Origin of the sequence: Shewanella sp. UCD-KL21 (assembly GCF_001957135.1) — a bacterium.
Lineage (GTDB): Bacteria > Pseudomonadota > Gammaproteobacteria > Enterobacterales > Shewanellaceae > Shewanella.
This window is the reverse complement of record NZ_MPHK01000001.1, coordinates 328,102-350,373: the sequence shown is the minus strand read 5'-3', so window position 1 is coordinate 350,373 and position 22,272 is coordinate 328,102. Positions and strand designations below refer to the sequence as shown.

The window sequence follows — 22,272 nt, the reverse complement described above, 5'->3', positions numbered from 1 at the left end:
AACCATGCATCTTCTCTCTAAACAGGATTCACCTATGTTTGGCTTATTCAAACGAGATCCCATTAAAAATTTACGTAAGCAGTATGATTTAACGCAAGAACAAGCCATGCAGGCTCAAAGAAAAGGCGATATAAAAAGCTATGCCTCTCTTACCTCGGCAGCAGAGAGTATTTGGCAGCAGATTGAATTAGCACAACGTCAAGCTAGCAAGTAGCTTTTAACGCTTAAATAGACATAAGCTATGCTTCATCATCTAAAATCATGGCTTGTTTAATTTCGTCACTATCAAAGCCTTTACGAGATAAGTAAGCATAGGCTTTGGACTTTTCTTTATAGTCCGATAAGTCATAACGCTTTTTAGCCAATTGATTTTTACAACTGAGATAAAAGTCTAACTCTTCAGTTAGGCTTAGTTGGTATATCAGCTCTTCGAAATCGCTAACATCAATAAGGCGCTGTTTTAATTCTTGCAATATCAGCGTTTTACCTTTGCCTTTATTATACAGCTTGATAATTTCAGACTTTACATCAGCTTTGTCGGCTTTAAGGGCTAATTTACTGCGCAGAGTGTCAACTTGAGGGTGTTGTGATAATGCGTAATCAATTTCAGCGCGAGAAAAACCTTTGGTGGTCATCTGTGAGTAGACTTTTTCTTTGTTAGTACCATGAAAGTGTTCAAATTTGTTTTGCAGTCGCGTAGCTGCCATCTCCAATGGATCTACATTTTGCTCATGCATTACTTGCTCTATGGCGCTATCAATATCAGTTACTGCGACACCACGTTGTTGTAACTTGCGTTTTATCGCTGCTTTTCCCAGCTCATGACTAAAAGCCAGTTCGCAATAACGTACTGCAAAGTCATAGTCACTTTTTAAGTAACCATTTTCTATGAGTTGGTTAAGTACGGTATCTATCCATTGCTGGTTTTCGGTTTTACGCTCAAGCTTGGTGCGAATTTCATTTATCGTAAAATCTTGCTGACCAAGGTGCCAATAGGCACTATTAAAAACATTCTCGATGGTTTTGGCTTGACGTAATGGCTTACTTTGCATAAAAATTTTTATCGGATTAGAAATGACAAAGGCAGTTTAGCAGACCACTACTCTGTTCAGAACTAGAAGTTCTTGCCACGGTAAAATGTCTGCCTTATTCGCGGTAAATATTAATCGCTTTATGAATATTAACTATGCCCGTACATCTTAATTGTGACCGTACATCTTAAATGTTGACGTAATGTACACAATCATTGTTTTTAGCCGTTTGTTGCAGTAGCTGTTTTAGCTCTGTTTCTGCGCCAGTTTTTGTTGTATCGATCTGCTGTTTAATGGTTTGTGATTGCATGACAATTTTTTCAATTGCGGTTTGCCTTGCGCCCTCTTCAGATTGGCCTGATAACACCAGTTGCGCTACTAGATCGGAATAGCGTTCGTAAGCCACGCCTTTGTAGTAATCCGCCTGCGAAGCCATCGGCGTATGCGAGTAGACAATTGAGCAACTCAAGGCGCTATTCATTTGGGTTAATGATTGCTCAATTTGAATCACAACCGGTTTTTGAGTTGATAGACTCGCATTCGCGGTAAAAGAACATATTCCCAACATTACAATGATAAAGCTTTTTTTCATCACATTGACTCCTATCTGTCAGTAAGCACTCAGCCTTGCTGAGCATCATGCGATTTCAAGTAATTGCTTGTTTAAATTACTGCGACAGCTATTTGATCATATGCTTATTGATACATCGCCTCCTCGAGATAGTTAAATCGCCGCAGTAAACTTAACCCTCATTTTACTTACTCAAGCTAAACCTAAGCTGAACAAACAATTAACTTTTAGTGTTTATCTTAACCAATGTGCTCAAGCGATTAATTACAGCTTTTATTGGCTGTTTTTAGTAACACATAAACACTGATGCGCACTGTAGGAATGAATGCCAGCTACAGAACTTTGTTAGCTTGACTCGAAACAGTACATATTCCCATCTAAATGCTGCTTTATTCAGCGCTTTTACGGAATTGATTGCCAATTTTACGGGGCCGGCTATAATACTGTATAAATATACAGTATTGGTGAGTGTCGATTTTTATGAAGGTTATTCCTATTTTTGCCTGCGCCGGTATCAGCGGATTTGAAAGCCCTGCGGCTGAATATCGGCAACTGCCACTAAGTTTAGATGAGCTATTAATTGAGCATCCCAGTGCCACTTTTATTGGCCAAGCCAGCGGTGACTCTATGGAGAAAGTCGGCATTTTTGATAAAGATATTCTCATTGTTGATCGCCATGTCAGTGTCGAAAACCACGATGTGATCGTGGCGAACTATAATGGCAACTTTGTCTGTAAGCTCATTGATACCCAGCGGCGATTATTATTATCAGCAAATGATCTTCACCAGAGTGTCACCATACAAGAGTATGACAACTTCAGTGTTGAAGGCGTAGTGGTCCGTTCGATCCGTTGTCATCGCCAAAGCCCGATATTAGTTAATAACTAATATTAGTTGATTAAACTAACGACTAACGGACAGTTAAATTATGTATGCACTGGTTGATGCTAACTCTTTTTATTGCAGCGCCGAGCAAGTGTTTCGCCCAGAGTGGCGTGGCCGCCCTATCGTGGTGCTGTCCAATAACGATGGCTGTATTGTGGCGGCTAACCGCCAGGCAAAAGCATTGGGAGTGGGTAAATTTGGCCCTTACTTTGAAGTGCGCGATTTTTGTGAAAAAGCAGGCGTGATTGCGCTTTCTTCCAATTACGAGCTATATGCCTCTTTGTCTCACTCTATGATGGAGGTGATTGGCCGCTTTGCACCTGAGCAACATATTTACTCTATTGATGAGTCGTTTCTATCGTTTAAACATTGTTACCCCGCAATACCTTGTTTATTAAGCCATGGCGCCATGATCCGCCGCGCGGTATGGAAAGAAACGCGTTTACCTGTGTGTGTCGGTATTGCTGCCACATTAACCCTTGCCAAAGTGGCCAATCATGCCGCTAAAAAGCTCCATGGCTATAACGGGGTATGTTATATCCAATCCATTGAGCAAAGAAATGCCATTTTATCGGCAATGAAAGTCACCGATGTATGGGGAATAGGCTCGCGGATCGGTAAAAAATTACATGTTATGGGGATCACCACCGCGCTGGATTTAGCTCAATTACAACTCGGTATTGCGCGTAGCCAATTTAGTATTGAGATCGAGTGTACAGTACGAGAGCTCAATGGTGAAGCGTGCAAAGGCTGGGATAGTGCCAGAGCGGATAAGCAGCAGATCTTTTCAACCCGTAGTGTCGGTGAACGTATTAGCGATATCGACTCATTATTACAGGCGCTCAGTAAACATGCTGGTATCGCGGCAGCCAAAGCCAGAAAGCAAGGCTCTGTGGCTAGCACCATACTGATCTTTGCCAGTAACTCCCCTTATGATGAACAGCCTAATGGCTTTAAATATCATTACCGCTGTGCATATCCAACCAATGACAACTGTGAAATCATCAGTTACGCCGCTGAGATTGCCCGTAAGCTGTACAACCCCAATACGCGCTACTATAAAATCGGGATTGGACTGTTAGATCTATCACCAGTTAAACATTTGCAAACAGACTTATTTGCCCCAGCAAAAGATCCTGCCTTAATGGAGGTTTTTGATAAGTTAAATCAACGCTACGGCAGCGATGCGATATTTGTTGCCGCCCAAGGCATTGGAGGTAAATGGCATATGCGCCGTGAGCTATTAACCCCGCAATACACTACCTGTTGGCAAGATATTCCGCAAATCCACTGTGGTTAAATTGGTGATAAATTGATTTGCGTGTGCTGGTTTTTATTCTGATCTGTTTCAGGTTTAGTTCTGACTGTAAATTAGCGTTAAATTGGCTATAAAAGAATAACGAATATCAAACCCAAACAGTACACTAACCGATCCTAACCCTAACAAAAATACAACTTAGCAAAAGTCAATTGTTCAAAAAACACTCGCCAGTTCACAGTTTTATATCTAATCACAAAAGCGAGGCTATTATGCGGTTTTAGCCATTGTGTTATTGCTGAAAAAAACGACAATACGCATCCTTAATTTTCTTGGATTGTGCTTGCCTGTGTTAGATTTTTCCGCATTTGATTTTCAGTTTATTGTCGACCCCCTGTTTTACTTTCAGCTTATTGGTTTTATCTCAATGGCCATTGGCTGGTGGGCAAATAGCCAAAAACAAGACTGCAAATTTATTCACGGCAATATGATAGCGTCAGTACTAACTGCAATTCATTTAGGCTTATTAGGCAGTTTTCTTGGCATGGCCAATCAACTGGTCAATGTAATCCGCTTTCGCTTATGTCAAAGCTTGAAAAACGATGACCAGCCAAAGCTGCCCAGTTGGTTAAGTTCACCTTTATTCATGTCTGTGTGCTTTAGTGCGGTTGCTATGGCGCAAGGTTTTTTATGGGCTGAGCATTGGAGTGAATGGTGTGCTGTTATCGCTGCCGTCGTGATGAGCTTTAGTTTATTCTTCTTAGCAGGCAGCCAGCTAAGATTAGCTATGGTTGCCAGTAATGGATTAAACCTAATGCTATCAATATATTTGATGTCATGGTCAGGAATACTCTACCAAGTGATGACAATAGCAATATTGGCACTGGGGCTTATGCGTGAATTTAGTGACTACTATAACGACCAACTTAACCAAAACGTTAATGAACACTTTAAGCAAAATAGTGCCCTTGCAAGCTGTAATGCAGCACAAATGGCACTCTCAAAAGACTAAAAGTTAAAGGCTAAAGACGTTAGCTTGAATCAATTCAATTAGGATGAATAAACCCTGCAGTAATAAGCAATAAAGAGCGAGTCATATAACTCAGTCTGCTAATGCTAGTGCTAGTGCTAAATTCAATGTCAATAACACAGGCTCGCAACGAAAGCGTATTCACTCGTACGCTTTCACTAAAGCGCATTAAGGTATGACTTTAACGCTTTAAGCCTAACAGTCGCCGCGCCAATGATATCCATAAAGCCTAATGCTGGATGAGGCTTCTCTGCTGAAATCCAGCCAGAACCTGTGGCGCCTATGGGTAAGGCATAGCCTTCTGGCTCTTCAAACTCAATTACCACAGTACGGCCATGTGAACCGCTATTGTTACCCACATGCTGGCGTACATCTTGACTGCCGCTCATAGGGTTAATCATGGCTTCACCCGTACCTGAAGTAATACTGTGCACTCGACCTCTAAAGATTTCTCCCGGATAAGCATCCACATAAAATTCAGCAAACTGCCCGGGTTTAATATAGCGATAGGATTGATCGGCAATACGCATTTCTAAAAACTTCTTACTGGTGTCAAACAAATGCATGTTACCTAAGCGCGTGCCTTCGGTGACATTAGTAATAGCAAGTTGACCATCATATTGAGCCCGTATTTCACGGCGAGAATCAGTCCATTTAGCTGATTCAATATCAGCCTCAATAGCTTGTATTTGCGCCGTTTGCGCGCCCAGCTGGGCTACATTGGCCGCCACTTGGGCACGATTAGCATCAATTTGCGCCTGTAAATTATCGCGGTCCACCTGACTTGCATGCTCTTTTAAGGCAGTTAGACGCGCTAAGTTACGTTCATCGTTATTGATACTGACGTTTAAGGCATTAATTTGCTCAATTGCGGCAGCATGCTGCGCTTGCACCGCATTTTTACTGGCTTCAAGCGCTTTGATTTGTTCCGTGCTATCCACTGATACTAAGGTGTAAATCAACTCCCCCTTTTGAACGAATTGGTTATGAGTCACATAAACGTTTTCGACTTCTTGTCCAATTAAAGGGCTAAGCACGGCATGAGGCGCTTTAATAGTTGAACTGTCAGTTAAATCGGCAGGAGACCAAAATCTATGACCGGTAAATAATGCAAAGGCAATAAACATCCCTAAACCAATGGTTCGCACCGCATTGGTGAGGTTCCATTGAATGACCCCTAATTTTACTAACAGCCAAATAATTAGCACGTAAGGCAACATGATCTCTTTCATGATTTATCTCCTTTGATGCCATTGCTGATGATGCTTGATAATCGCTTAGACAATACATCCCAACGACCAAAAGCAATGATGATCGCCAGTACCCACCAGGTTTTATCAATAAACAAACCACATAAAGATAAGGCAAACACAATTTGGGTATGGGCGCTCGACATCGCTTCAGCCTTGTGAACCGCCACTTCATGTAATTTCCAAAATAACAGCAGTACATAGCAAATGATCATAATGGTCACAACAAACACAAAGCCCATGAAAAATTCAGAATCTAGCAGGGTTAAAATGCTGGGGTAGCCATTAACAAAATAGTCTTCGACTAATTGCTTACCGTGTATTTGAGTAAGTAACGAAAAGCCATAACTTAACAGCCCAATAATAAACAGTGAAAAAACTAACAATGATAATTTTTTTAAAACTAAGACTAACTTATTTATCTTAGGTGGGTTTACCACCTCGTTAGCAACGTCATGACTCATAGACCTTCCAATAAAATGACCAGATATGCCAAGGATGTTATCAATATCTGCGATTACAAATGGAATAACCGATATTCCAAATGAACTATTTACTTTAGTCCCAATGTCCGTTGCGGATTTATAGTGTAATATATTGTTAAATTGCACTTATTTATCGGTATCTCATGGATTTGAATGCACTGAATGTGTTTGTCACCCTGTATAGATCAGGTTCGACCCAAAAAGCCGCCAAGCAACTGGGTCGCTCACAATCATTTGTCTCAAAAGTATTGGCTCAATTACGTGAAGAACTAAGCGATCCGTTATTTATTCGCACCGCTAATGGCCTACAACCCACCAGTTATGCCGATAAAATCGCCCCGCAAATCCAAAGCTCTATCGAGCAAATTAGCTTAGCCCTAGAGCCAGAATACTTTGACCCCAAAAACCTGCAGTTCATTTCAGTGCACTTAGGCGAACCCTTGATGGTATTAATGGGTAAAAGCCTAATCAATGAATTACGCAAACAAACCAATGCCACCGTAGAGTTAAGGCAATGGCGAAAATCCAGCAATGATGGCTTGATCGACGGCTCCATTGATATCGGCGTGCAATCATTGCGAGACAGACCGCAGCAGCTGTATCAGAAAAAAATCGCTTCAGGTTATGTTGCTAAAGTGGGCAATGAGCAAGGGGAATTTGTAAAGCTATTAGTTGATGATTTAAATGAGCATGTTGAATATTTTCGTGAATTAAATGAAAACCATAATCCAACAATCATTACCGACAACTATAGTTTGCATCGGCAATTACTGGCCGATCATTACTCCTATAATTTTAAAATCGATGCTGAATTGCACGATAAAGAAGTCGCCATAGACATGGCGATTATTTGTAGTTCATCGCGGCGCCATGAAGCCAAAATAGTATGGCTATCAGAGATATGTAAAAACGTTTTATTACAAGCAATTACCACGCGTTAATGATTATGCTGAGGGTATTATGAGCCAAAGAAGTATTCACACATTATTTAAACCCACTTCCATCGCCGTTATTGGTGCCTCAAATAGTGAAAAGCGCGCAGGGCGCGTGTTGATGAAAAACTTATTGGCCAGCGGCTTTTCAGGGCCCATTATGCCCGTAACCCCTAAATACTCTGCCGTTATGGGCGTATTGGCTTACCCCAATATTGAAGCATTACCCATCAAGCCCGATTTAGCCGTAATATGTACTCGCGCCAGTCGCGTACCAGATATTGTCGAAACATTGGCGCAGTTTGGCTGTAAAATTACGATCATTATGGCCTCAGGCATGGCTGATGAGTTTGATGAACATGGTGTTAGCCTGTTAACCCAAACACTGCAAAACGCCAAACGTTACGGCATGCGAATATTGGGTTCAAATAGTTTAGGGATGATTATTCCCACCATTGGTCTTAATGCCAGCCTAGCGCACACCGGCGCTAAAAAAGGCAAAATTGCATTTGTGTCACAATCTGCAGCCATTTGTACCACAGTGCTGGATTGGGCTAACAATAAAGACATCGGCTTTTCATCGTTTATATCTTTAGGTGATGCATCTGATATTGATTTTGATGAATTACTGGATTACTTAGGCCGTGATAGCCGCACCAGCGCGATTATGCTTTATATCGACTCTATCAGTGAGAAACGTCACTTTTTATCCGCAGCGCGCGCAGCAGCCCGTAATAAACCCATATTTGTGATTAAATCAGGTCGCAGCGCAGAAGGCGTTAAGGCCGCAATGTTGCACACCGGCGGTAAAGGCGGCAATGATGCTGTCTATGATGCCGCCTTTAAGCGTGGCGGTATGTTGCGGGTGCATGACTTAATTGAACTGTTTGCCGCAGTTGAAAGTTTGGCCCACTCGACGCCATTAAAAGGTGAGCGAGTTGCTATCATCAGTAATGGTGGCGGCCCTGCAGTATTAGCCGCTGATGAACTAATTATTAAAGGCGGTAAACTGGCGCAATTGTCCGATGACACCATCACTCAATTAAATGGCATATTGCCAACAACCTGGTCGGGTCAAAATCCGATCGATATTGTCGGTGATGCTGACAGTAAACGTTATGGCCAAGCACTAAGTATATTGATGGATAGCCAAGAGATGGATGCTATTTTAGTATTGCACTCACCATCGGCATTAGAAGAAAGTGAACAAATCGCCCAGAGCTTAATTGATGTAATTAAAGGCCATAGTAATCGAAATAAGTTAAATATTTTAACTAACTGGAGTGGTGAGGATTCCGCCTACACCGCAAGAAAGTTATTTAGTAAAGCGGGGATTCCTACTTATCGAACTCCAGAAGGCGCCGTGAAAGCCTTTATGCATATGGTCGAATACCGCCGAAATCAAAAGCTACTGCAAGAAGTGCCGCAATCTATACCTGATAATATTCCCACTGACACTAAAACCGCACGGGACTTATTACAAAAAGCCCAAGCCAATCATAGATATATTCTCGAAACCCATGAAGCCAGTGATATTTTAAAAGCCTATGGCTTAAATACCATAGACACAGAATTTGCCAGCAGCGCGGAGCAAGCGGTAAGCATTGCCAAAAAATTGGGCTTTCCTGTTGCCCTTAAAGTTCAATCGCCTGATTTGATGTATAAATCCGATGTCCATGGCGTGGTGCTAAACCTCAGTAATGCAGAAGAAGTGTTTCAGGCAGCGCAATCCATCAGCTCCAGAGTCAAAGATACTAATCCTGACGCTGAAATTGATGGCATGATAGTGCAAAAGATGGCGTTAACCGCAGGCGCTCAAGAAGTGCGAGTCTCTGTGATTAATGATCCCGTATTTGGGCCTGCGATTTGCCTTGGTGAAGGCGGCTCAGAATGGGACCCGACACGTGATGCAGCCGTTGCCCTACCGCCACTTAATATGGCGCTGGCGCGCTATATGGTTATTCAGGCGTTGAAAACCCACAAACTCAGAGACAGACATTTGCCTCTTGGTTTAGACATGAATGCATTGTGTGTGATGCTCACCCAAATATCGCACCTGATTATCGACTGCCCTGAAATCGCATCTTTGGATCTTAACCCTGTGCTCGCCGCGGGTGAGACTATTACCTTGCTTGACGTTAACATGAAGCTCAATTGCACTGATATTGATCCCAAAGCGCGCTTAGCGATCATGCCATACCCAAAAGAGTTAGAACAAAAAGCCACCTTAAAAAATGGACTTAAAGTGATGCTCAGGCCCATTCTTCCTGAAGATGAACCAAAGCATTTAGCCTTTGATAATTCACTCAGTGATGAAGACCGCTATAAACGCTACTTTGGCGTTCGCTCAAAAATGACCCATGAGGAAATGGCGGTTTTAACACAAATAGATTACGCCAGAGAAATGGCATTTATCGCTACAGCCGAAGATGAAAACGGTGAGGCTATCACCTTAGGTGCGGTGCGAGCATCGACTGATCCTGATAATACAGAAGCTGAATTTGCCATGGCGGTGCGCGGCGATTATCAAGGTATTGGTTTAGGTAAAATGCTATTAGAAAAACTGATTAACTATTATAAAACCACTAATACCCCAGTGTTAGCGGGCTTTACCATGTTTGAAAACCGCAGTATGGCAAACCTCGCCAAAGGGCTTGGCTTTACGGTATCTTTTGATATGGATGAGCACCTGATTAAGATGCATATGGATCTCCCACAACATCAAGCTGACCCGCAAGCTACAGCGGGTATTGACTCTGCTGACAAACATTAGCCTTTGACACAATTGCGACCTGATGATTTCGCTTGATACAGCATTTCATCAGCGCGGCTTAACCAGGTTTCACCATCATCTCCAGGGTGAATTTCTGCTGCGCCAATCGATACTGTGATATTGCCTAAGTGCTGCTTTTTCTCTTTACCTATGGTGAGCTGTTTATCTGCAATACGATTTTTAATTTGCTCAGCCACCGTTAAGGCATCTTGTAGCTCAGTATTAGGCAATAAAATCACAAACTCTTCACCGCCATAGCGGGCAACGAAATCATTACCTTTTACCGTTTGTTTTAATGCAAAAGCCACAAATGCCAGTACTTTATCGCCAACTAGATGACCATAAGTATCATTGAATTTTTTAAAGAAATCGATATCTACCATTAATAGGCAACAAGGTATATTGCTATGGCTAAACAAACTCACTTGCTCTAAAGCAAACACCTCATAGGCACGGCGATTATTTAACGAGGTTAATTCATCGGTCATTGCCACTTTACTTAAACTGGTCATTTCATCTTTTAAGGTGGTTAATTCATTACCCAGAGAGTCTATGTCGGCTTTCATTAAATCATTGTTTAATAGCACCTTCTCCACTTCAGCGCTAATATTGACGATTAACTCGTTGAGTAATTGTGGACTTGGATTTGACTGCAGCTCATCGTTTAAAGAATGTAAGCTTGATGAAAAGTCACTGGTACCAGAAGAAAGCTGACTTATCTTGCTGTATAAGCTATTAATGAGTAATTTAGTTTCAATTTGAACATTATCAATGACTTCAGGAGACTGCTCTTGAATAAAATTGTTATAAAGACCTTGGTTAACCGCAGCGGTAAACTCGACTTTATTGGCAATTAAACCATCGATCGCACGTTTTAAGTCTAAATTTGTTTCCGCATAATACTGATACCAAATGGCATAATTTTCTGGGGTAACCGGTATATTAAGCGCTGACATTTGCGGCACTGCCATTCTGAGTATTTGCGCAGAATTTTCTAAACTCGTCTTCAATTTCACATCCTATGATTTATATAAGTCAATGTAAGCCCAGCAAAGGTAACGCTATACTTAAATGCTAAAAAATTAAATTGAAAAAAATAACCCTTTTAAGCATTCGGTACGTTTAAAACAATAACAAGCACAACAATAACATTTTACAAAAGAGAAACCATATGAAAATTTCACTTAAAAACCAATTAAATAAGCTACCTATTGCAACGTTATTAAGTATGTGGGCGACAATAATAGTACCCGCTTATGCCACTAGCCCAGTGCCTAACCAATTTAGTCAACCCGCAATGATAACCATGCATAAAAATACTCATGAAAATTATCAGCTAATTGACAATGTAAAGATGTTTCCAAAGCCAGCGGCTAAGCAAGTCCAGCATATACTTGAATTAGCACAACGTGATGATGAGGCGAATTATAAAATTGAAATACAAATTGGCCAAAATAAGATGGTAGATTGTAATCACCATAGGCTAAGTGGCAAGTTGGTGGAGCAGAATTTATCAGGCTGGGGATATCCGTTTTATAGCGTTGATAATATAACGGCAGGGCCAAGTACTATGATGATGTGTAAAGAGCCTAAAACGGCTAAATTTGTGCCAATGGGACAAAGCTTGACCATCAATTATGATAGCCGTTTACCAAAGGTATTTTACCTACCTGAAGATGCAACGTTAAGATACCGTATTTGGCAAGCTAAAGGTGATTACCACTATTCAAATTAATGTGTGGGGACAAGGCTAAACAGCCTTATAACAAAGCGTCAGCAGATAACCCAAATAACCATGGTGCATCTGCTAACGCTGTTTAATATTTATCTAGATCCAAGGCAATAATTTAACAACGTTTAACCCGCACAACCTGCATAATCTCTACACTGAATCCAGCCACAGTTTGCTCTTCAGGGTAATAAACTAAACTCACAAGTTGATCCTGCAAGCTCTTATATTTTTTAGTTCGCTTAAATTTAAATGCGACATCGTAACCCGCTAACATCAAGGTATGGAAAACCCACTCTTCTTTTTCACGCTGAGTATGGGAAACAACTTTAACCCCTTCAATATGGTTAAGTTTTTCATGCTTTTTAAGTAGTGCGTCTACGGCTTTCTTCTTCATATTAACCTTGTCCCATATCTGAGTTATTACCGTTTATGTGATTGGTATAATCAACGATGTCTTGATATCGATACTGACTGCAATAACCAAAACCTGACAGTTGCTTTACTTTGTTGCGGGTAAAAATCGGCACACTAATACCTGCTAGAAATTTAGTTTGAACCGCAACAGATATCGGCATAATGCCTTTTGCGTTCATATGATTGCAAAACTCATTAAGATACTGCTGCAATGACGCTAATTGAGTGATTGGCGCTAATGCCTGTTGCGGCAACACTCCAATGTGCCCACGACAGACACTGCAATGGCCACATTGACTGGGTGCTTGCTGATCATCAAAATAACGTGCCAATTTAGCAGTAATACACTCAGTTGATTCAAAAAAGCTAATAAGCTGATTTAAACGCTTTATCTCTTTGACTTCATTACTTTGGAAATAATCAGACAAACTTGCAATAAGGTTTGGATTACTTAAAGCATTAATATCAACATTAAACACTTGGGTTATTTTTTTGGTTTCTAACTGGATATATTGTTTGTCTGCGAGGTATTCTAACGCCGCTACTACCCGTTGCCTGTCTGCGCCATATTGCTGATATAAGCTATCAAAATCCAGTTGGCCCCATATTTTCTTAAAACGGGTATGCTCAAATATTTGCTGCAAAAAGGCTTGGCGCTGGGGATCAAAACTGGCCAGCAGCTGCTGTTTATCAATTAAAAATTGATACTTAAACTCAGCAAAATAAGCAAAACTTGGTTGCACCACGTTGGCTAATTCAAGTTGAACTAACAAGGTTTTTAACGGCAACTGTTTAATGTTACAGCTCGTTGAAATGGCATACTCTTGCATTTCCCAGCGGCCATGTTCAACTTCAGCGCTGATATGTTCTATCAACTTGGTGATCGCTGAGGCTTCTGGCGTATCGCCATAAACAAAGTTTTCAATGGTATTTAAGCCATCTTTGTTGGCTAAAGTAATACAATGAGACAATTGCCCGTCTCGACCTGCGCGGCCAATTTCTTGGCTGTAGTTTTCGATAGATTTCGGTAAATCGTAATGAACCACAAAACGAATATTGCTTTTATCTATCCCCATACCAAAGGCAATGGTGGCAACAATCACGTTGATTTGACCATCCATAAATTGCTGTTGGATGCGATTTCTCAGATCTGAATCCAGTCCTGCATGATAAGCGGTGGCTTGAATATTGTTACCACTTAAAAAAGCCGCGATATCTTCTGCGGTTTTTTGCAAGGTGACATAGATAATCCCAGCACCTGTGCATTGCGATACTGTGTTGACTAACTCCACTTGCTTAGCGGCTTCAGCAACAGGTTTAATACTGATATCTAAATTAGAACGATAAAAACCCGTTTGTACAATTTGCTCCGGCAAAATAGCAAAACGGTTGGCCATATCCTGCTTGACCTTTTCAGTGGCGGTGGCGGTTAATAACAACACTTGGGCAATACTAAATTGCTGCACATACGCTGGGATTTTTAAATAATCAGGCCTAAAGTTGTGGCCCCATTCAGAGATACAATGAGCCTCATCAACCACTAATAATGAAATATCAATACTGCTAAGAAACTGCCTAAAACGTTCATTTTTAAAACGCTCAACTGACACCATTAAAATTTTTGTATGCCCACGGCGAACATCGCGCATAACCTGCTGTGTTTGCTCAAAAGTTAAGCTTGAATCTATGCTGGCGGCATTGATCCCCTTAGCATTTAAAAAAGCGATTTGATCTTTCATTAACGCAAGCAAGGGCGAGACCACTAAGGTGACATTAGCCAGTTGTAAGGCACTAAATTGATAGCACAGTGATTTACCTGAGCCTGTTGGGAAAATGGCTAAAGAAGATGCTCCTGACAAAATATGTTTAATTACATCAATTTGCCCTTCTCTAAACTGATTAAATCCAAATTGCTGCTCGAGCTTTTGCATTAAATCGGCGTTGTCATGTAGTAATGGCGAAGGACTATCAAACGGTGGAGTTTGCATACTGGAGCCTAGATTAATGATTAAAGCGAAGGCAATTATACGCTAATACGGATAAAATTGAAACTCTGAAGCTTATAAAACAACAACTTATAAAATACTCTCCTGAGGTGAGCACGGCTTTATTCCTCAACAGAATAAACAGTATTATCGGCGCCTAAAGCTGAAATTAACAAGCTAGGTTAGCGTTTACGAGACAGGTATTGATTGATTAACAAGGTTAATTTGTCTTCGAAGGCTTCTTGAGCTTGCTCTAAATCATCGCCAAAGCGAACCATAAATTTAGTGGCTTGCTCACGAGATAACATGTTATTGGCTAAACAGTACGCCATTTCATCAAGTTGTTTGTTGTAACGTGGCTCTAAAAGCCACTGACATGTTGCTGTATCAAGGCTTGCCAGCATTTGCTGTGCTAAATCACAAAATATTTGTATGTGCTCCAAGCCATCGGGGCCCAAACAACCGGGCTCTAGACGATATAACACAATCAACTTACTTTCTAACATAGAGTAACACTCGCATCCGCTGCTTTTATGGTGATATTTAAACGCTATTTAGCCGCTGCGTTTAGCATTGCTTGTTCAAACTGCTGAATATAATTTTCAATGGGAATGATATCTTCTTTTAAACGACGATTTCTTCCCAGTAACGACGACTCAACAAATAAATTAAACCACGAGCTCAATGCTTTTGAGTTTAATGGCTCATCAATTGCTTCAAGGGCCAGTGCAGCAACTTCAGCAGTGGATAGCTGAAAATCATGGCTGCCTTTTCTTAATTCGTAATTGGCTAAGGTTTCAGGGCTAAAAGAAAACAATGGCAAGGTATGTAAATACGGGCTTTTACGAAACATTTTGATCGCTTGACGCCAGCTACCATCTAATAGAATTAGCAGCGGTATTTTATCTGCAGCGGCATTATCACATTGACTAGGATGACTCACCACCAATTGCCCTTCTTGGGCATACTGCTGAGGAAATATCAGCATTGGCTGATATTTGGGGTCGTTGATCGCTGCAATCATTTGTTTATTGGGCTCAGTACGAGACCATAAATAAGCGCTAGTATTAGGGACTAAATCCGCAATTAAACGGCCACTGTTGGTTGGCTTTAGTACTTCATCGTCATACATAACTAGCATGAAGTGAGCTTCAGTATTGATATATTGTCTATGTTGGCAAGTACAGAAAATCTCTCCCAATAAGCACCACTGGCAGCGAATGAGTTTTTTCCCTCTGGCTGCAAATGGCTTAGTTGAAATAGATTTTCGGTATTGATACAAACGATGAACTGCGTGTTGCTGTTCAGGAGGTAACGCCAACATGGGATTATTCTCGGTTACACGTTATAGTTTATAACGTTCAAAAAAATTCATCACCCAGYTGGGTGATGAAGTTACTATAGAATTCTTTTTAGCAAAAAGTCAGCTTTCAAGCGCTTTATCCTGGTCATAATCTTTTTCACAGGAGCCGGATACTTTTGCAAGGTTTCAATTTGACTGTAATGGAACAGCTTTTCGGTATGCTGCAGAATAAATTCTTGTTCCGCCTCAAAGCTTTGCTTCCACACACCACTGTCATCATGCAGTAATAAACCATTTTCTAAATCTAACGCCCAGGCTCTTGGGTTTAAATTAGAACCCGTGATGAGATGCTTTTTGCCATCAGCACTAATCCCTTTTAAATGGTAACTATTGATACCGTCTTTCCATAAGTGGATCCGTAACTGACCGTTTTCAATCGCCCATTGCTGACGTTTTACAAACTTACGTAAGGTTTGTTCGTACATGTAAGGCAATGCACCAATGGTAGAAAAATCTTTCTCTGGTGGGATATAAAAATCATTGGCGGTTTTATCACCCACCACGATGTCAATACTCTTGCCATTACGTAAATGACGCGTCAATGCTCTCACTAAAGAGTTTGGAGGGTTAAAATACGGCGTACAGATAAACAGTGACTCGGTTGATTCATCAACCAATTTTATCACTACTTCGTTTAACTTATTCTTCTTGCGGCCTAAGCCTACAAGCGGCGTAACACGATTGCCAATACGGGTACTTTCAAACTGATAATCTGAACGTGACAAGCGAGTTTTAAAGGTGCGCATGTCATTTTTATCAGGGCATTTTTCGTCACTGCTGTCTTGAGTCAATGAACAAACAGCAGGATCGCTAATTAGATGTTGCTCAATGAACTCACCCATACTGCGAGCAAGCTCAGCAGATTCCAGCACATGATAACGATCAAAACGGTACTTATCGTTTTGTTTAAAATAAATATTATTAATGCTAGCGCCGCTGAATATGACTGCATCATCAATGATGAAGCCTTTAAGGTGCAATACCCCTAAAAACTCGCGAGACTTAACAGGTACACCTAAAATATCAAAAGGTGCTTTGGCAGCAGCCATGGCTTTGCGGTACATGATGTAATTACCACTATCACCTTTATGGCCGATTAGGCCACGCCTAGCTCTATGGTAGTCCACTAGGACAACTATTTTTAACTCTGGGTTAGCAGCTTTAGCTGCAAGTAACGCCTCAAGAACTTCTCGGCCCGCTTCATCATCTTCTAAATAAAGCGCAGCAATATAAATCGCATTCGTAGCATTAGCGATGCGAGTTAACAATTCTTGTTTAAATTGAACCGGGGTTAATAACCACTTTAACGATTCACTTTGTAATGCGATACCACCAAGCTTATCCAGCAAGGCAACCTCCTTGAACTTAAACAGTTAAATGCTATTAACGTCTATATAAATTGACTAGCTTAAGTATTTATCGTTTGTTGCTAATTTTGAAAAATAAATACTGTCACTTTGAAATTTATACTTTGTCATCGTTTTAACTGATTAACAAATAATATTAGGAGATAGAAATTACCGACTTAGCGGCTTATGAGCAAGGCTTTTCTGATGTTATAGCCCTATTTGATGGGTTTATGAGGCTCAAGTGAACGATTTTGGATCAAACTTTTAACCTGACTGTTCATGGCAGTTTAAAAATTAGTCAGCACAAAGTTATTTGAATTTATAAAAGTTAACCTTAGTGAATAAAGAATAAACACCAAATCGAGACTGTAACTAATGTTGTGTAACTGCTTATCAACACGTACTCTATAGAGAGTCAAGGATAGGCAGATACTCATGAACAAAAAAGATATTGAAGCTTTTGCTAAAGAAGCTGCTAAAAGCATTAAAACACCAGAAGGCTTAAATCAATTCAGTCAGATGCTCAAAAAGATAACGGTCGAAGCCGCTCTTAATGCCGAAATGGATGACCACCTGGGCTATGAGAAACACCATAAATCGACTTCTGCTAATAGCCGTAACGGTAAAACCAGCAAGCGCATTCAAACTGAAGATGGTCAATTTGAGCTTGATACGCCGCGAGACCGTGAAGGCAGTTTCGAACCTCAGTTAGTTAAAAAACACCAGTCCAGATTTACCTCTATGGACGATAAAATATTGTGGCTCTACGCTCAAGGCATGAGTACTCGTGATATCGTTCAAGCCTTTGATGAATGGTACGGCGCAGAGATATCACCCACGTTAGTTTCTCGCGTTACCAACGCCGTTCTAGAACAAGTTATTGAATGGCAAAGTCGACCTTTAGATGCCATTTACCCAATCGTTTACCTTGATTGTATCGTCGTAAAAATCCGTCAGGATAAGCGCGTTATTAACAAATCTATTTTCTTAGCGTTAGGCATTAACCTTGAAGGTCACAAAGAGCTAATGGGGCTTTGGATAGCTGAAAATGAAGGGGCTAAATTTTGGTTAGGTGTCCTCACTGAACTACAGCAACGAGGCGTTGAGGATATTCTCATCGCTTGTGTTGATGGCTTAAAAGGCTTCCCTGATGCTATCAATACCGTTTATCCAGATACTCATGTACAGCTCTGTATCGTACATATGGTCAGAAATTCATTAAAGTACGTATCGTGGAAAGACTACAAGGCAGTCACTGCGGACCTTAAAAGCATCTACCAATCAACAACGGAGGAGGAAGCTTTACTTGAATTAGACCGTTTCAGCGATACCTGGGATGAGCAATACCCCCAAATCAGCAAGTCATGGCATAATCATTGGCACAACTTAAATACGTTTTTCAATTATCCTCAGGATATTCGTAAGGCCATTTACACAACCAATGCTATAGAGTCGTTAAATAGCGTGATTAGACGAGCGTTGAAAAAACGTAAGGTATTTCCTAATGATGACTCGGCCAAGAAAATGATTTACCTTGCGATAAAAGAAGCCAGTAAAAAATGGACCATGCCCATCCGAAACTGGCGTACTGCGATGAGCCGATTTATTATTGAGTTCGAAGACAGAATTGTGAAGCATATTAACTAAATTGCAGTTACACAGAATCTGTTACACCCTCACCAAATCAAACACCAAGGTTCTAACGTCAATTTTTATCGCTTCATTACTGTAAAAGTTCATCAAATCACGTATTTTAAAGTGACTCATACTTTTACTAATGGCGCCTTATGTATTCACTGATATGTATATTAATTATTTCCTTGTTTAGCTTACCAGTGTGGGCCAATGAGGATATTGCCAATGCAATACAAAAAATTGCGCCCGTTCAATCACAACTGGCGATTAATATATGGGATATAGAAAGCAACCGCAGTATCTATAGCGTTAATGAGCATAAATTAATGCAGCCAGCTAGCATTCAAAAATTACTCACTGCCGTTGCCGCCACTAAGCAATTAGGCACAGATTTTTATTACGAAACCCAAGTTTATATTGATGGTGATGTGGCAAGTCAGCAACTCAATGGTGATGTGTATATAAAATTTAATGGCGATCCAAGCTTAGGTCGCGAGCAGTTAAAGCAGCTTATCAGCGCACTTAACGCCAAAGGCATTCAGCAAATTAATGGCAATGTAATCTTAGTATCATCGAGCAGTGAAAGTCTCAGAGCGCCCGGCTGGGTGTGGGTTGATCTCGGTATTTGTTACGCAGCGCCAGTGTCTGATTTTATTATTGATAAAAACTGTGTCAGAGCAAGCCTAAGCCCACTGGCAGATAACACAACTGCAATCATAATAGATACACAATACCCAGTTGAAATTAGCACCAAGGCGGTTTTTAAACCTAATATAGACGTTACTCAAGCTAAGGCACATTTTTGTGAGTTGCATATGCAACGCTTTGACGACAATCGCTATCAGATTTCAGGTTGTTACCCGGGTAATCAAGCCATAAGTTTAGCTGTTGCTGTAAATGATCCGTCTCGCTATGCCAAAGCTGTGGTCAAAGCCATACTCGATGACATAAAAGTCAATTACGCTAATTTTATCATAAGTAAGCAAAGCATCCCGCCGAGCGCACAGTTGTTAGCCAAGCATCAGTCTGAAAAGTTACCCCAATTATTAAAGATCATGCTGGAAAAGTCAGATAATTTAATTGCCGATAGCTTATTAAAAAAAATTGGCCAAGGTTTTTATCCGCACGCCTCTAATAGCGATAAACTAGAGGGGCTTGATATTCATGGTTTTGCTATGGGCGCTAAAGCATTACAATCGATTTTAATCCAATTAAACTTACCATTTGATGATGCCAATATCGTTGATGGCTCTGGCTTGTCTCGTTATAACTTACTGACTTCAGGGCAAATGTTATCTGTACTGCAACTCATCGACAGCGATAAACGTTTTCAATATCTAACTGCGCTATTACCTGTATCTGGCAAAAGTGGCACCTTAAAATACCAACAGTATTTCAATAAACCACCTTTAAAAGCAGCAATATCAGCAAAAACAGGCACCATGCTGGGAGTTGAAAATTTAGCGGGATTTATTGAGGCAAAAAATGGTAAACGCTATGCTTTCGTGATTATAGAGAATGGACTCACTCCTGATGCAAAACAAACAAGACTGGCCCCTTTTAGCGCGCTATTACTGCAAAGGTTATATGATTTACAGCCATAAAAAAGCGCATTGTAAACAATGCGCTTTAACTCTGTTCTTAAGCAGAAAATTGAGCCAGTTTGTGTTTAAAATAACTCTGCTGGCATAGCCATAATTGCATCATCACCTTGACTGACTTGAGCAATATGAAAATCTGCTTTTGGCAAAACTTTTTCCATATAGAATTTAGCCACATAACGCTTTTGCTCACTAAAGCTACTGTCATCATGGCCAACAGCACGCTCTGCCATCAGTAATGAGTAATAGCCATAAAGGATATAACCAAAGGCATCTAAGAAATCTACCGCACTGGCATTGATGAGTGCTGGTTGGCTTAACTTATTGTCATTGATGTAGTTTGCTAATGTCAGCAGATTATCAAAACGTGAACTGATAGCATTTTTGTCAGTTTCAGAAACATGCTCAAAACCGGCTAACTCAGCATTGATATCTGCCACAAACGCATTCAAAGTAGCAAGGTTATCACCAGTGACTTTACGGCCTAAGAAATCAATTGCTTGAATACCGTTAGTACCTTCGTAAATTTGTGCAATACGGGTATCACGCACAAACTGCTCAATACCGGTTTCACGAATATAGCCATGACCGCCAAACACTTGTTGCGCCATAATAGTTGCATCTAAGCCACGGTCAGTTAAAAACGCTTTTGAAACCGGTGTCAGTAGGCCTACATACTTAACAGCTTTTGCCTGTACATCACCTTGGGCATGTTTTGCTAAATCCAGTTGTTTGCCAGTAAATACTGATAATGCACGACCGGCATCGGTAACTGATTTAATGGTCAACAACATACGACGAACATCGCCGTGGACAATAATTGGGTCTGCAGCACTACCTGTTGGTGAACCGCCTGCTGCAATACCTTGCACACGTTCTTTAGCATAATCAGCCGCCATCTGATAAGCGCCTTGTGCACTACCAAGGCCTTGAATACCAATTGCTAAACGCTCGTAGTTCATCATGGTAAACATACAAACTAAACCGCGATCAGGACGTCCAACTAAGAAACCTTTGGCACCGTCATAATTCATTACACATGTCGCGGATGCTTTTAAGCCCATTTTATGTTCAATAGAACCGACCGTTACACCATTCGCTTCACCTAGACTGCCATCATCATTAACCGTGATTTTTGGTACTAGAAATAATGAAATACCTTTAGAGTTAGGGAGTTTTGCTAATACTAAGTGGATAACGTTTTCGGTAAGATCATGATCACCACCAGTGATGAAAATTTTACTACCAGTAATTGAGTAGCTACCATCATCTTGTGGCTCTGCTTTAGTGCGGATATTACGTAAATCTGAACCCGCTTGAGGCTCAGTCATGTCCATGGCGCCAGACCACTGACCTGAATACAAGTTTGGCAAATATTTAGTTTTTAATTCTTCTGTTGCATGGGCATTAATACACAGTGCTGCACCTGCGGTTAATGAGCTATACAGGGTAAATGAGTTACATGCACTGTAATTCATTTCGTCCACTAAAACCCCTAGCATTTTTGGCATGCCCATACCGCCAAAATCAGGTTCGCCGCATAAGCCAACCCAACCGCCTTCTGAGAACTGTTGATAAACCTCTTTAAAGCCATCTGGTGTGATGACCTTATCATCTTGGTGTCTAACACCTTGCTCATCACCGCTTCTATTTATAGGATGAATCAAATCACGACTAATCTTGCTCGCTTCATCTAAAATGGCGACCGCAGTGTCCATATCAACCATCTCAGCGATATTTGGCATAGATTGCCAAGTATTAGTCGCATCAAATACGTTTTCTAACAAAAACTGCATGTCCTTCAAAGGCGCTTGGTAAGGGTTCATAGAATGCTCTTAAACAGATAATTAAAACAGTTGTTTCAATTTATACAAAAAGCGCACGAAACACAAGATGATTCTAGTTTTGTTATACAATAAATTTTAGGGGAAAATGAAGAAGTATTTCGTTTAAAAATCCATAAAATAAGATAGTTATG

At 40.7% G+C, this 22,272-nt stretch carries 20 protein-coding genes; 9 read left to right on the top strand and 11 right to left on the bottom strand.

The window, feature by feature from the left end:
* The first annotated feature begins 34 nt into the window (after window positions 1-34).
* Complete coding sequence (locus tag BM739_RS01485) at window positions 35-214, top strand: DUF6435 family protein (protein ID WP_076536542.1); 180 nt, start codon at window positions 35-37, stop codon at window positions 212-214.
* A 25-nt stretch (window positions 215-239) separates the two neighbouring features.
* On the opposite strand, the gene BM739_RS01480 is transcribed toward BM739_RS01485, so the two are convergent.
* Both BM739_RS01480 and BM739_RS01475 read right to left on the bottom strand, forming a co-directional pair.
* The gene (locus BM739_RS01480) at window positions 240-1,052 is read right to left on the bottom strand and encodes a RecX family transcriptional regulator (RefSeq protein ID WP_076536540.1); all 813 of its coding nucleotides are present in this window, start codon (window positions 1,050-1,052) and stop codon (window positions 240-242) included.
* Window positions 1,053-1,218: 166 nt separating this feature from the next.
* On the bottom strand, window positions 1,219-1,623 hold the full coding sequence (locus BM739_RS01475; protein WP_076536538.1) for a hypothetical protein: 405 nt from the start codon (window positions 1,621-1,623) through the stop codon (window positions 1,219-1,221).
* Window positions 1,624-2,082: 459 nt separating this feature from the next.
* On the opposite strand from BM739_RS01475, the gene BM739_RS01470 reads away from it, so the two are divergent.
* The 3 genes from BM739_RS01470 (at window position 2,083) to BM739_RS01460 (ending at window position 4,757) form a co-directional block, all read left to right on the top strand.
* Window positions 2,083-2,490, top strand: a complete 408-nt coding sequence (locus tag BM739_RS01470; RefSeq protein ID WP_076536537.1) for a LexA family transcriptional regulator — start codon at window positions 2,083-2,085, stop codon at window positions 2,488-2,490.
* Between the two features lie 40 nt (window positions 2,491-2,530).
* A complete protein-coding gene (locus tag BM739_RS01465) occupies window positions 2,531-3,787 on the top strand; it encodes a Y-family DNA polymerase (protein ID WP_076536535.1) in 1,257 nt (418 codons plus the stop codon).
* Window positions 3,788-4,094: 307 nt separating this feature from the next.
* On the top strand, window positions 4,095-4,757 hold the full coding sequence (locus BM739_RS01460; protein WP_254843438.1) for a YgjV family protein: 663 nt from the start codon (window positions 4,095-4,097) through the stop codon (window positions 4,755-4,757).
* 176 nt (window positions 4,758-4,933) lie between these two features.
* On the opposite strand, the gene BM739_RS01455 is transcribed toward BM739_RS01460, so the two are convergent.
* Together BM739_RS01455 and BM739_RS01450 are read right to left on the bottom strand one after the other, a co-directional pair.
* Window positions 4,934-6,007: an HlyD family secretion protein gene (locus BM739_RS01455; protein ID WP_076536532.1), complete on the bottom strand. Its 1,074-nt coding sequence runs from the start codon at window positions 6,005-6,007 to the stop codon at window positions 4,934-4,936.
* On the bottom strand, window positions 6,004-6,489 hold the full coding sequence (locus BM739_RS01450) for a magnesium transporter (protein WP_076536530.1): 486 nt from the start codon (window positions 6,487-6,489) through the stop codon (window positions 6,004-6,006). The genes BM739_RS01455 and BM739_RS01450 overlap by 4 nt, the downstream gene beginning before the upstream one ends.
* Before the next feature lie 164 nt (window positions 6,490-6,653).
* Here BM739_RS01450 and BM739_RS01445 point away from each other — a divergent pair, with 164 nt between their 5' ends.
* Together BM739_RS01445 and BM739_RS01440 are read left to right on the top strand one after the other, a co-directional pair.
* Window positions 6,654-7,451: a LysR family transcriptional regulator gene (locus tag BM739_RS01445; protein ID WP_076536528.1), complete on the top strand. Its 798-nt coding sequence runs from the start codon at window positions 6,654-6,656 to the stop codon at window positions 7,449-7,451.
* 19 nt (window positions 7,452-7,470) lie between these two features.
* On the top strand, window positions 7,471-10,215 hold the full coding sequence (locus tag BM739_RS01440) for a bifunctional acetate--CoA ligase family protein/GNAT family N-acetyltransferase (protein ID WP_076536526.1): 2,745 nt from the start codon (window positions 7,471-7,473) through the stop codon (window positions 10,213-10,215).
* Here the strand turns inward: BM739_RS01440 and BM739_RS01435 are convergent.
* Window positions 10,212-11,186: a GGDEF domain-containing protein gene (locus tag BM739_RS01435; RefSeq protein WP_083698041.1), complete on the bottom strand. Its 975-nt coding sequence runs from the start codon at window positions 11,184-11,186 to the stop codon at window positions 10,212-10,214. The two genes, BM739_RS01440 and BM739_RS01435, sit on opposite strands and share 4 nt — an antisense overlap.
* A gap of 200 nt (window positions 11,187-11,386) precedes the next feature.
* Here BM739_RS01435 and eco point away from each other — a divergent pair, with 200 nt between their 5' ends.
* Window positions 11,387-11,950, top strand: a complete 564-nt coding sequence (gene eco, locus BM739_RS01430) for a serine protease inhibitor ecotin (RefSeq protein ID WP_076536523.1) — start codon at window positions 11,387-11,389, stop codon at window positions 11,948-11,950.
* A 112-nt stretch (window positions 11,951-12,062) separates the two neighbouring features.
* Here eco and BM739_RS01425 read toward each other — a convergent pair whose 3' ends face one another.
* The 5 genes from BM739_RS01425 to pssA all read right to left on the bottom strand — a co-directional run bounded on the left by BM739_RS01425 (window position 12,063) and on the right by pssA (window position 17,058).
* The gene (locus BM739_RS01425; RefSeq protein WP_076536521.1) at window positions 12,063-12,341 is read right to left on the bottom strand and encodes a hypothetical protein; all 279 of its coding nucleotides are present in this window, start codon (window positions 12,339-12,341) and stop codon (window positions 12,063-12,065) included.
* A gap of 1 nt (window position 12,342) precedes the next feature.
* Window positions 12,343-14,349: an ATP-dependent DNA helicase RecQ gene (locus BM739_RS01420; protein WP_076536520.1), complete on the bottom strand. Its 2,007-nt coding sequence runs from the start codon at window positions 14,347-14,349 to the stop codon at window positions 12,343-12,345.
* A gap of 179 nt (window positions 14,350-14,528) precedes the next feature.
* Window positions 14,529-14,852, bottom strand: a complete 324-nt coding sequence (locus BM739_RS01415) for a hypothetical protein (protein ID WP_076536518.1) — start codon at window positions 14,850-14,852, stop codon at window positions 14,529-14,531.
* 44 nt (window positions 14,853-14,896) lie between these two features.
* Entirely contained in the window at window positions 14,897-15,667 is a 771-nt protein-coding gene (locus BM739_RS01410; RefSeq protein WP_076536773.1) for a tRNA-uridine aminocarboxypropyltransferase, read from the bottom strand.
* A 77-nt stretch (window positions 15,668-15,744) separates the two neighbouring features.
* Complete coding sequence (gene pssA, locus BM739_RS01405; protein ID WP_076536516.1) at window positions 15,745-17,058, bottom strand: CDP-diacylglycerol--serine O-phosphatidyltransferase; 1,314 nt, start codon at window positions 17,056-17,058, stop codon at window positions 15,745-15,747.
* Window positions 17,059-17,493: 435 nt separating this feature from the next.
* On the opposite strand from pssA, the gene BM739_RS01400 reads away from it, so the two are divergent.
* Window positions 17,494-18,705 carry an IS256 family transposase gene (locus tag BM739_RS01400; protein ID WP_139326790.1) on the top strand — a complete coding sequence of 404 codons (1,212 nt, stop codon included), beginning with the start codon at window positions 17,494-17,496 and terminating at the stop codon, window positions 18,703-18,705.
* Between the two features lie 140 nt (window positions 18,706-18,845).
* The gene (gene dacB, locus BM739_RS01395; RefSeq protein ID WP_076536513.1) at window positions 18,846-20,297 is read left to right on the top strand and encodes a D-alanyl-D-alanine carboxypeptidase/D-alanyl-D-alanine-endopeptidase; all 1,452 of its coding nucleotides are present in this window, start codon (window positions 18,846-18,848) and stop codon (window positions 20,295-20,297) included.
* Window positions 20,298-20,362: 65 nt separating this feature from the next.
* Here dacB and BM739_RS01390 read toward each other — a convergent pair whose 3' ends face one another.
* The gene (locus tag BM739_RS01390; RefSeq protein WP_076536511.1) at window positions 20,363-22,120 is read right to left on the bottom strand and encodes an acyl-CoA dehydrogenase C-terminal domain-containing protein; all 1,758 of its coding nucleotides are present in this window, start codon (window positions 22,118-22,120) and stop codon (window positions 20,363-20,365) included.
* Window positions 22,121-22,272 lie beyond the last annotated feature (152 nt).

What these genes read in the sequence shown, in the direction of transcription:
- BM739_RS01450 (WP_076536530.1), bottom strand. Translation starts at nt 6,489, where the DNA reads ATGAGTCATGACGTTGCTAACGAGGTGGTAAACCCACCTAAGATAAAT.
- BM739_RS01485 (WP_076536542.1), top strand. Translation starts at nt 35, where the DNA reads ATGTTTGGCTTATTCAAACGAGATCCCATTAAAAATTTACGTAAGCAG.
- BM739_RS01445 (WP_076536528.1), top strand. Translation starts at nt 6,654, where the DNA reads ATGGATTTGAATGCACTGAATGTGTTTGTCACCCTGTATAGATCAGGT.
- BM739_RS01420 (WP_076536520.1), bottom strand. Translation starts at nt 14,349, where the DNA reads ATGCAAACTCCACCGTTTGATAGTCCTTCGCCATTACTACATGACAAC.
- BM739_RS01480 (WP_076536540.1), bottom strand. Translation starts at nt 1,052, where the DNA reads ATGCAAAGTAAGCCATTACGTCAAGCCAAAACCATCGAGAATGTTTTT.
- BM739_RS01425 (WP_076536521.1), bottom strand. Translation starts at nt 12,341, where the DNA reads ATGAAGAAGAAAGCCGTAGACGCACTACTTAAAAAGCATGAAAAACTT.
- BM739_RS01475 (WP_076536538.1), bottom strand. Translation starts at nt 1,623, where the DNA reads ATGAAAAAAAGCTTTATCATTGTAATGTTGGGAATATGTTCTTTTACC.
- BM739_RS01455 (WP_076536532.1), bottom strand. Translation starts at nt 6,007, where the DNA reads ATGAAAGAGATCATGTTGCCTTACGTGCTAATTATTTGGCTGTTAGTA.
- eco (WP_076536523.1), top strand. Translation starts at nt 11,387, where the DNA reads ATGAAAATTTCACTTAAAAACCAATTAAATAAGCTACCTATTGCAACG.
- BM739_RS01390 (WP_076536511.1), bottom strand. Translation starts at nt 22,120, where the DNA reads ATGAACCCTTACCAAGCGCCTTTGAAGGACATGCAGTTTTTGTTAGAA.
- BM739_RS01470 (WP_076536537.1), top strand. Translation starts at nt 2,083, where the DNA reads ATGAAGGTTATTCCTATTTTTGCCTGCGCCGGTATCAGCGGATTTGAA.
- BM739_RS01415 (WP_076536518.1), bottom strand. Translation starts at nt 14,852, where the DNA reads ATGTTAGAAAGTAAGTTGATTGTGTTATATCGTCTAGAGCCCGGTTGT.
- BM739_RS01435 (WP_083698041.1), bottom strand. Translation starts at nt 11,186, where the DNA reads ATGGCAGTGCCGCAAATGTCAGCGCTTAATATACCGGTTACCCCAGAA.
- dacB (WP_076536513.1), top strand. Translation starts at nt 18,846, where the DNA reads ATGTATTCACTGATATGTATATTAATTATTTCCTTGTTTAGCTTACCA.
- BM739_RS01400 (WP_139326790.1), top strand. Translation starts at nt 17,494, where the DNA reads ATGAACAAAAAAGATATTGAAGCTTTTGCTAAAGAAGCTGCTAAAAGC.
- BM739_RS01465 (WP_076536535.1), top strand. Translation starts at nt 2,531, where the DNA reads ATGTATGCACTGGTTGATGCTAACTCTTTTTATTGCAGCGCCGAGCAA.
- BM739_RS01440 (WP_076536526.1), top strand. Translation starts at nt 7,471, where the DNA reads ATGAGCCAAAGAAGTATTCACACATTATTTAAACCCACTTCCATCGCC.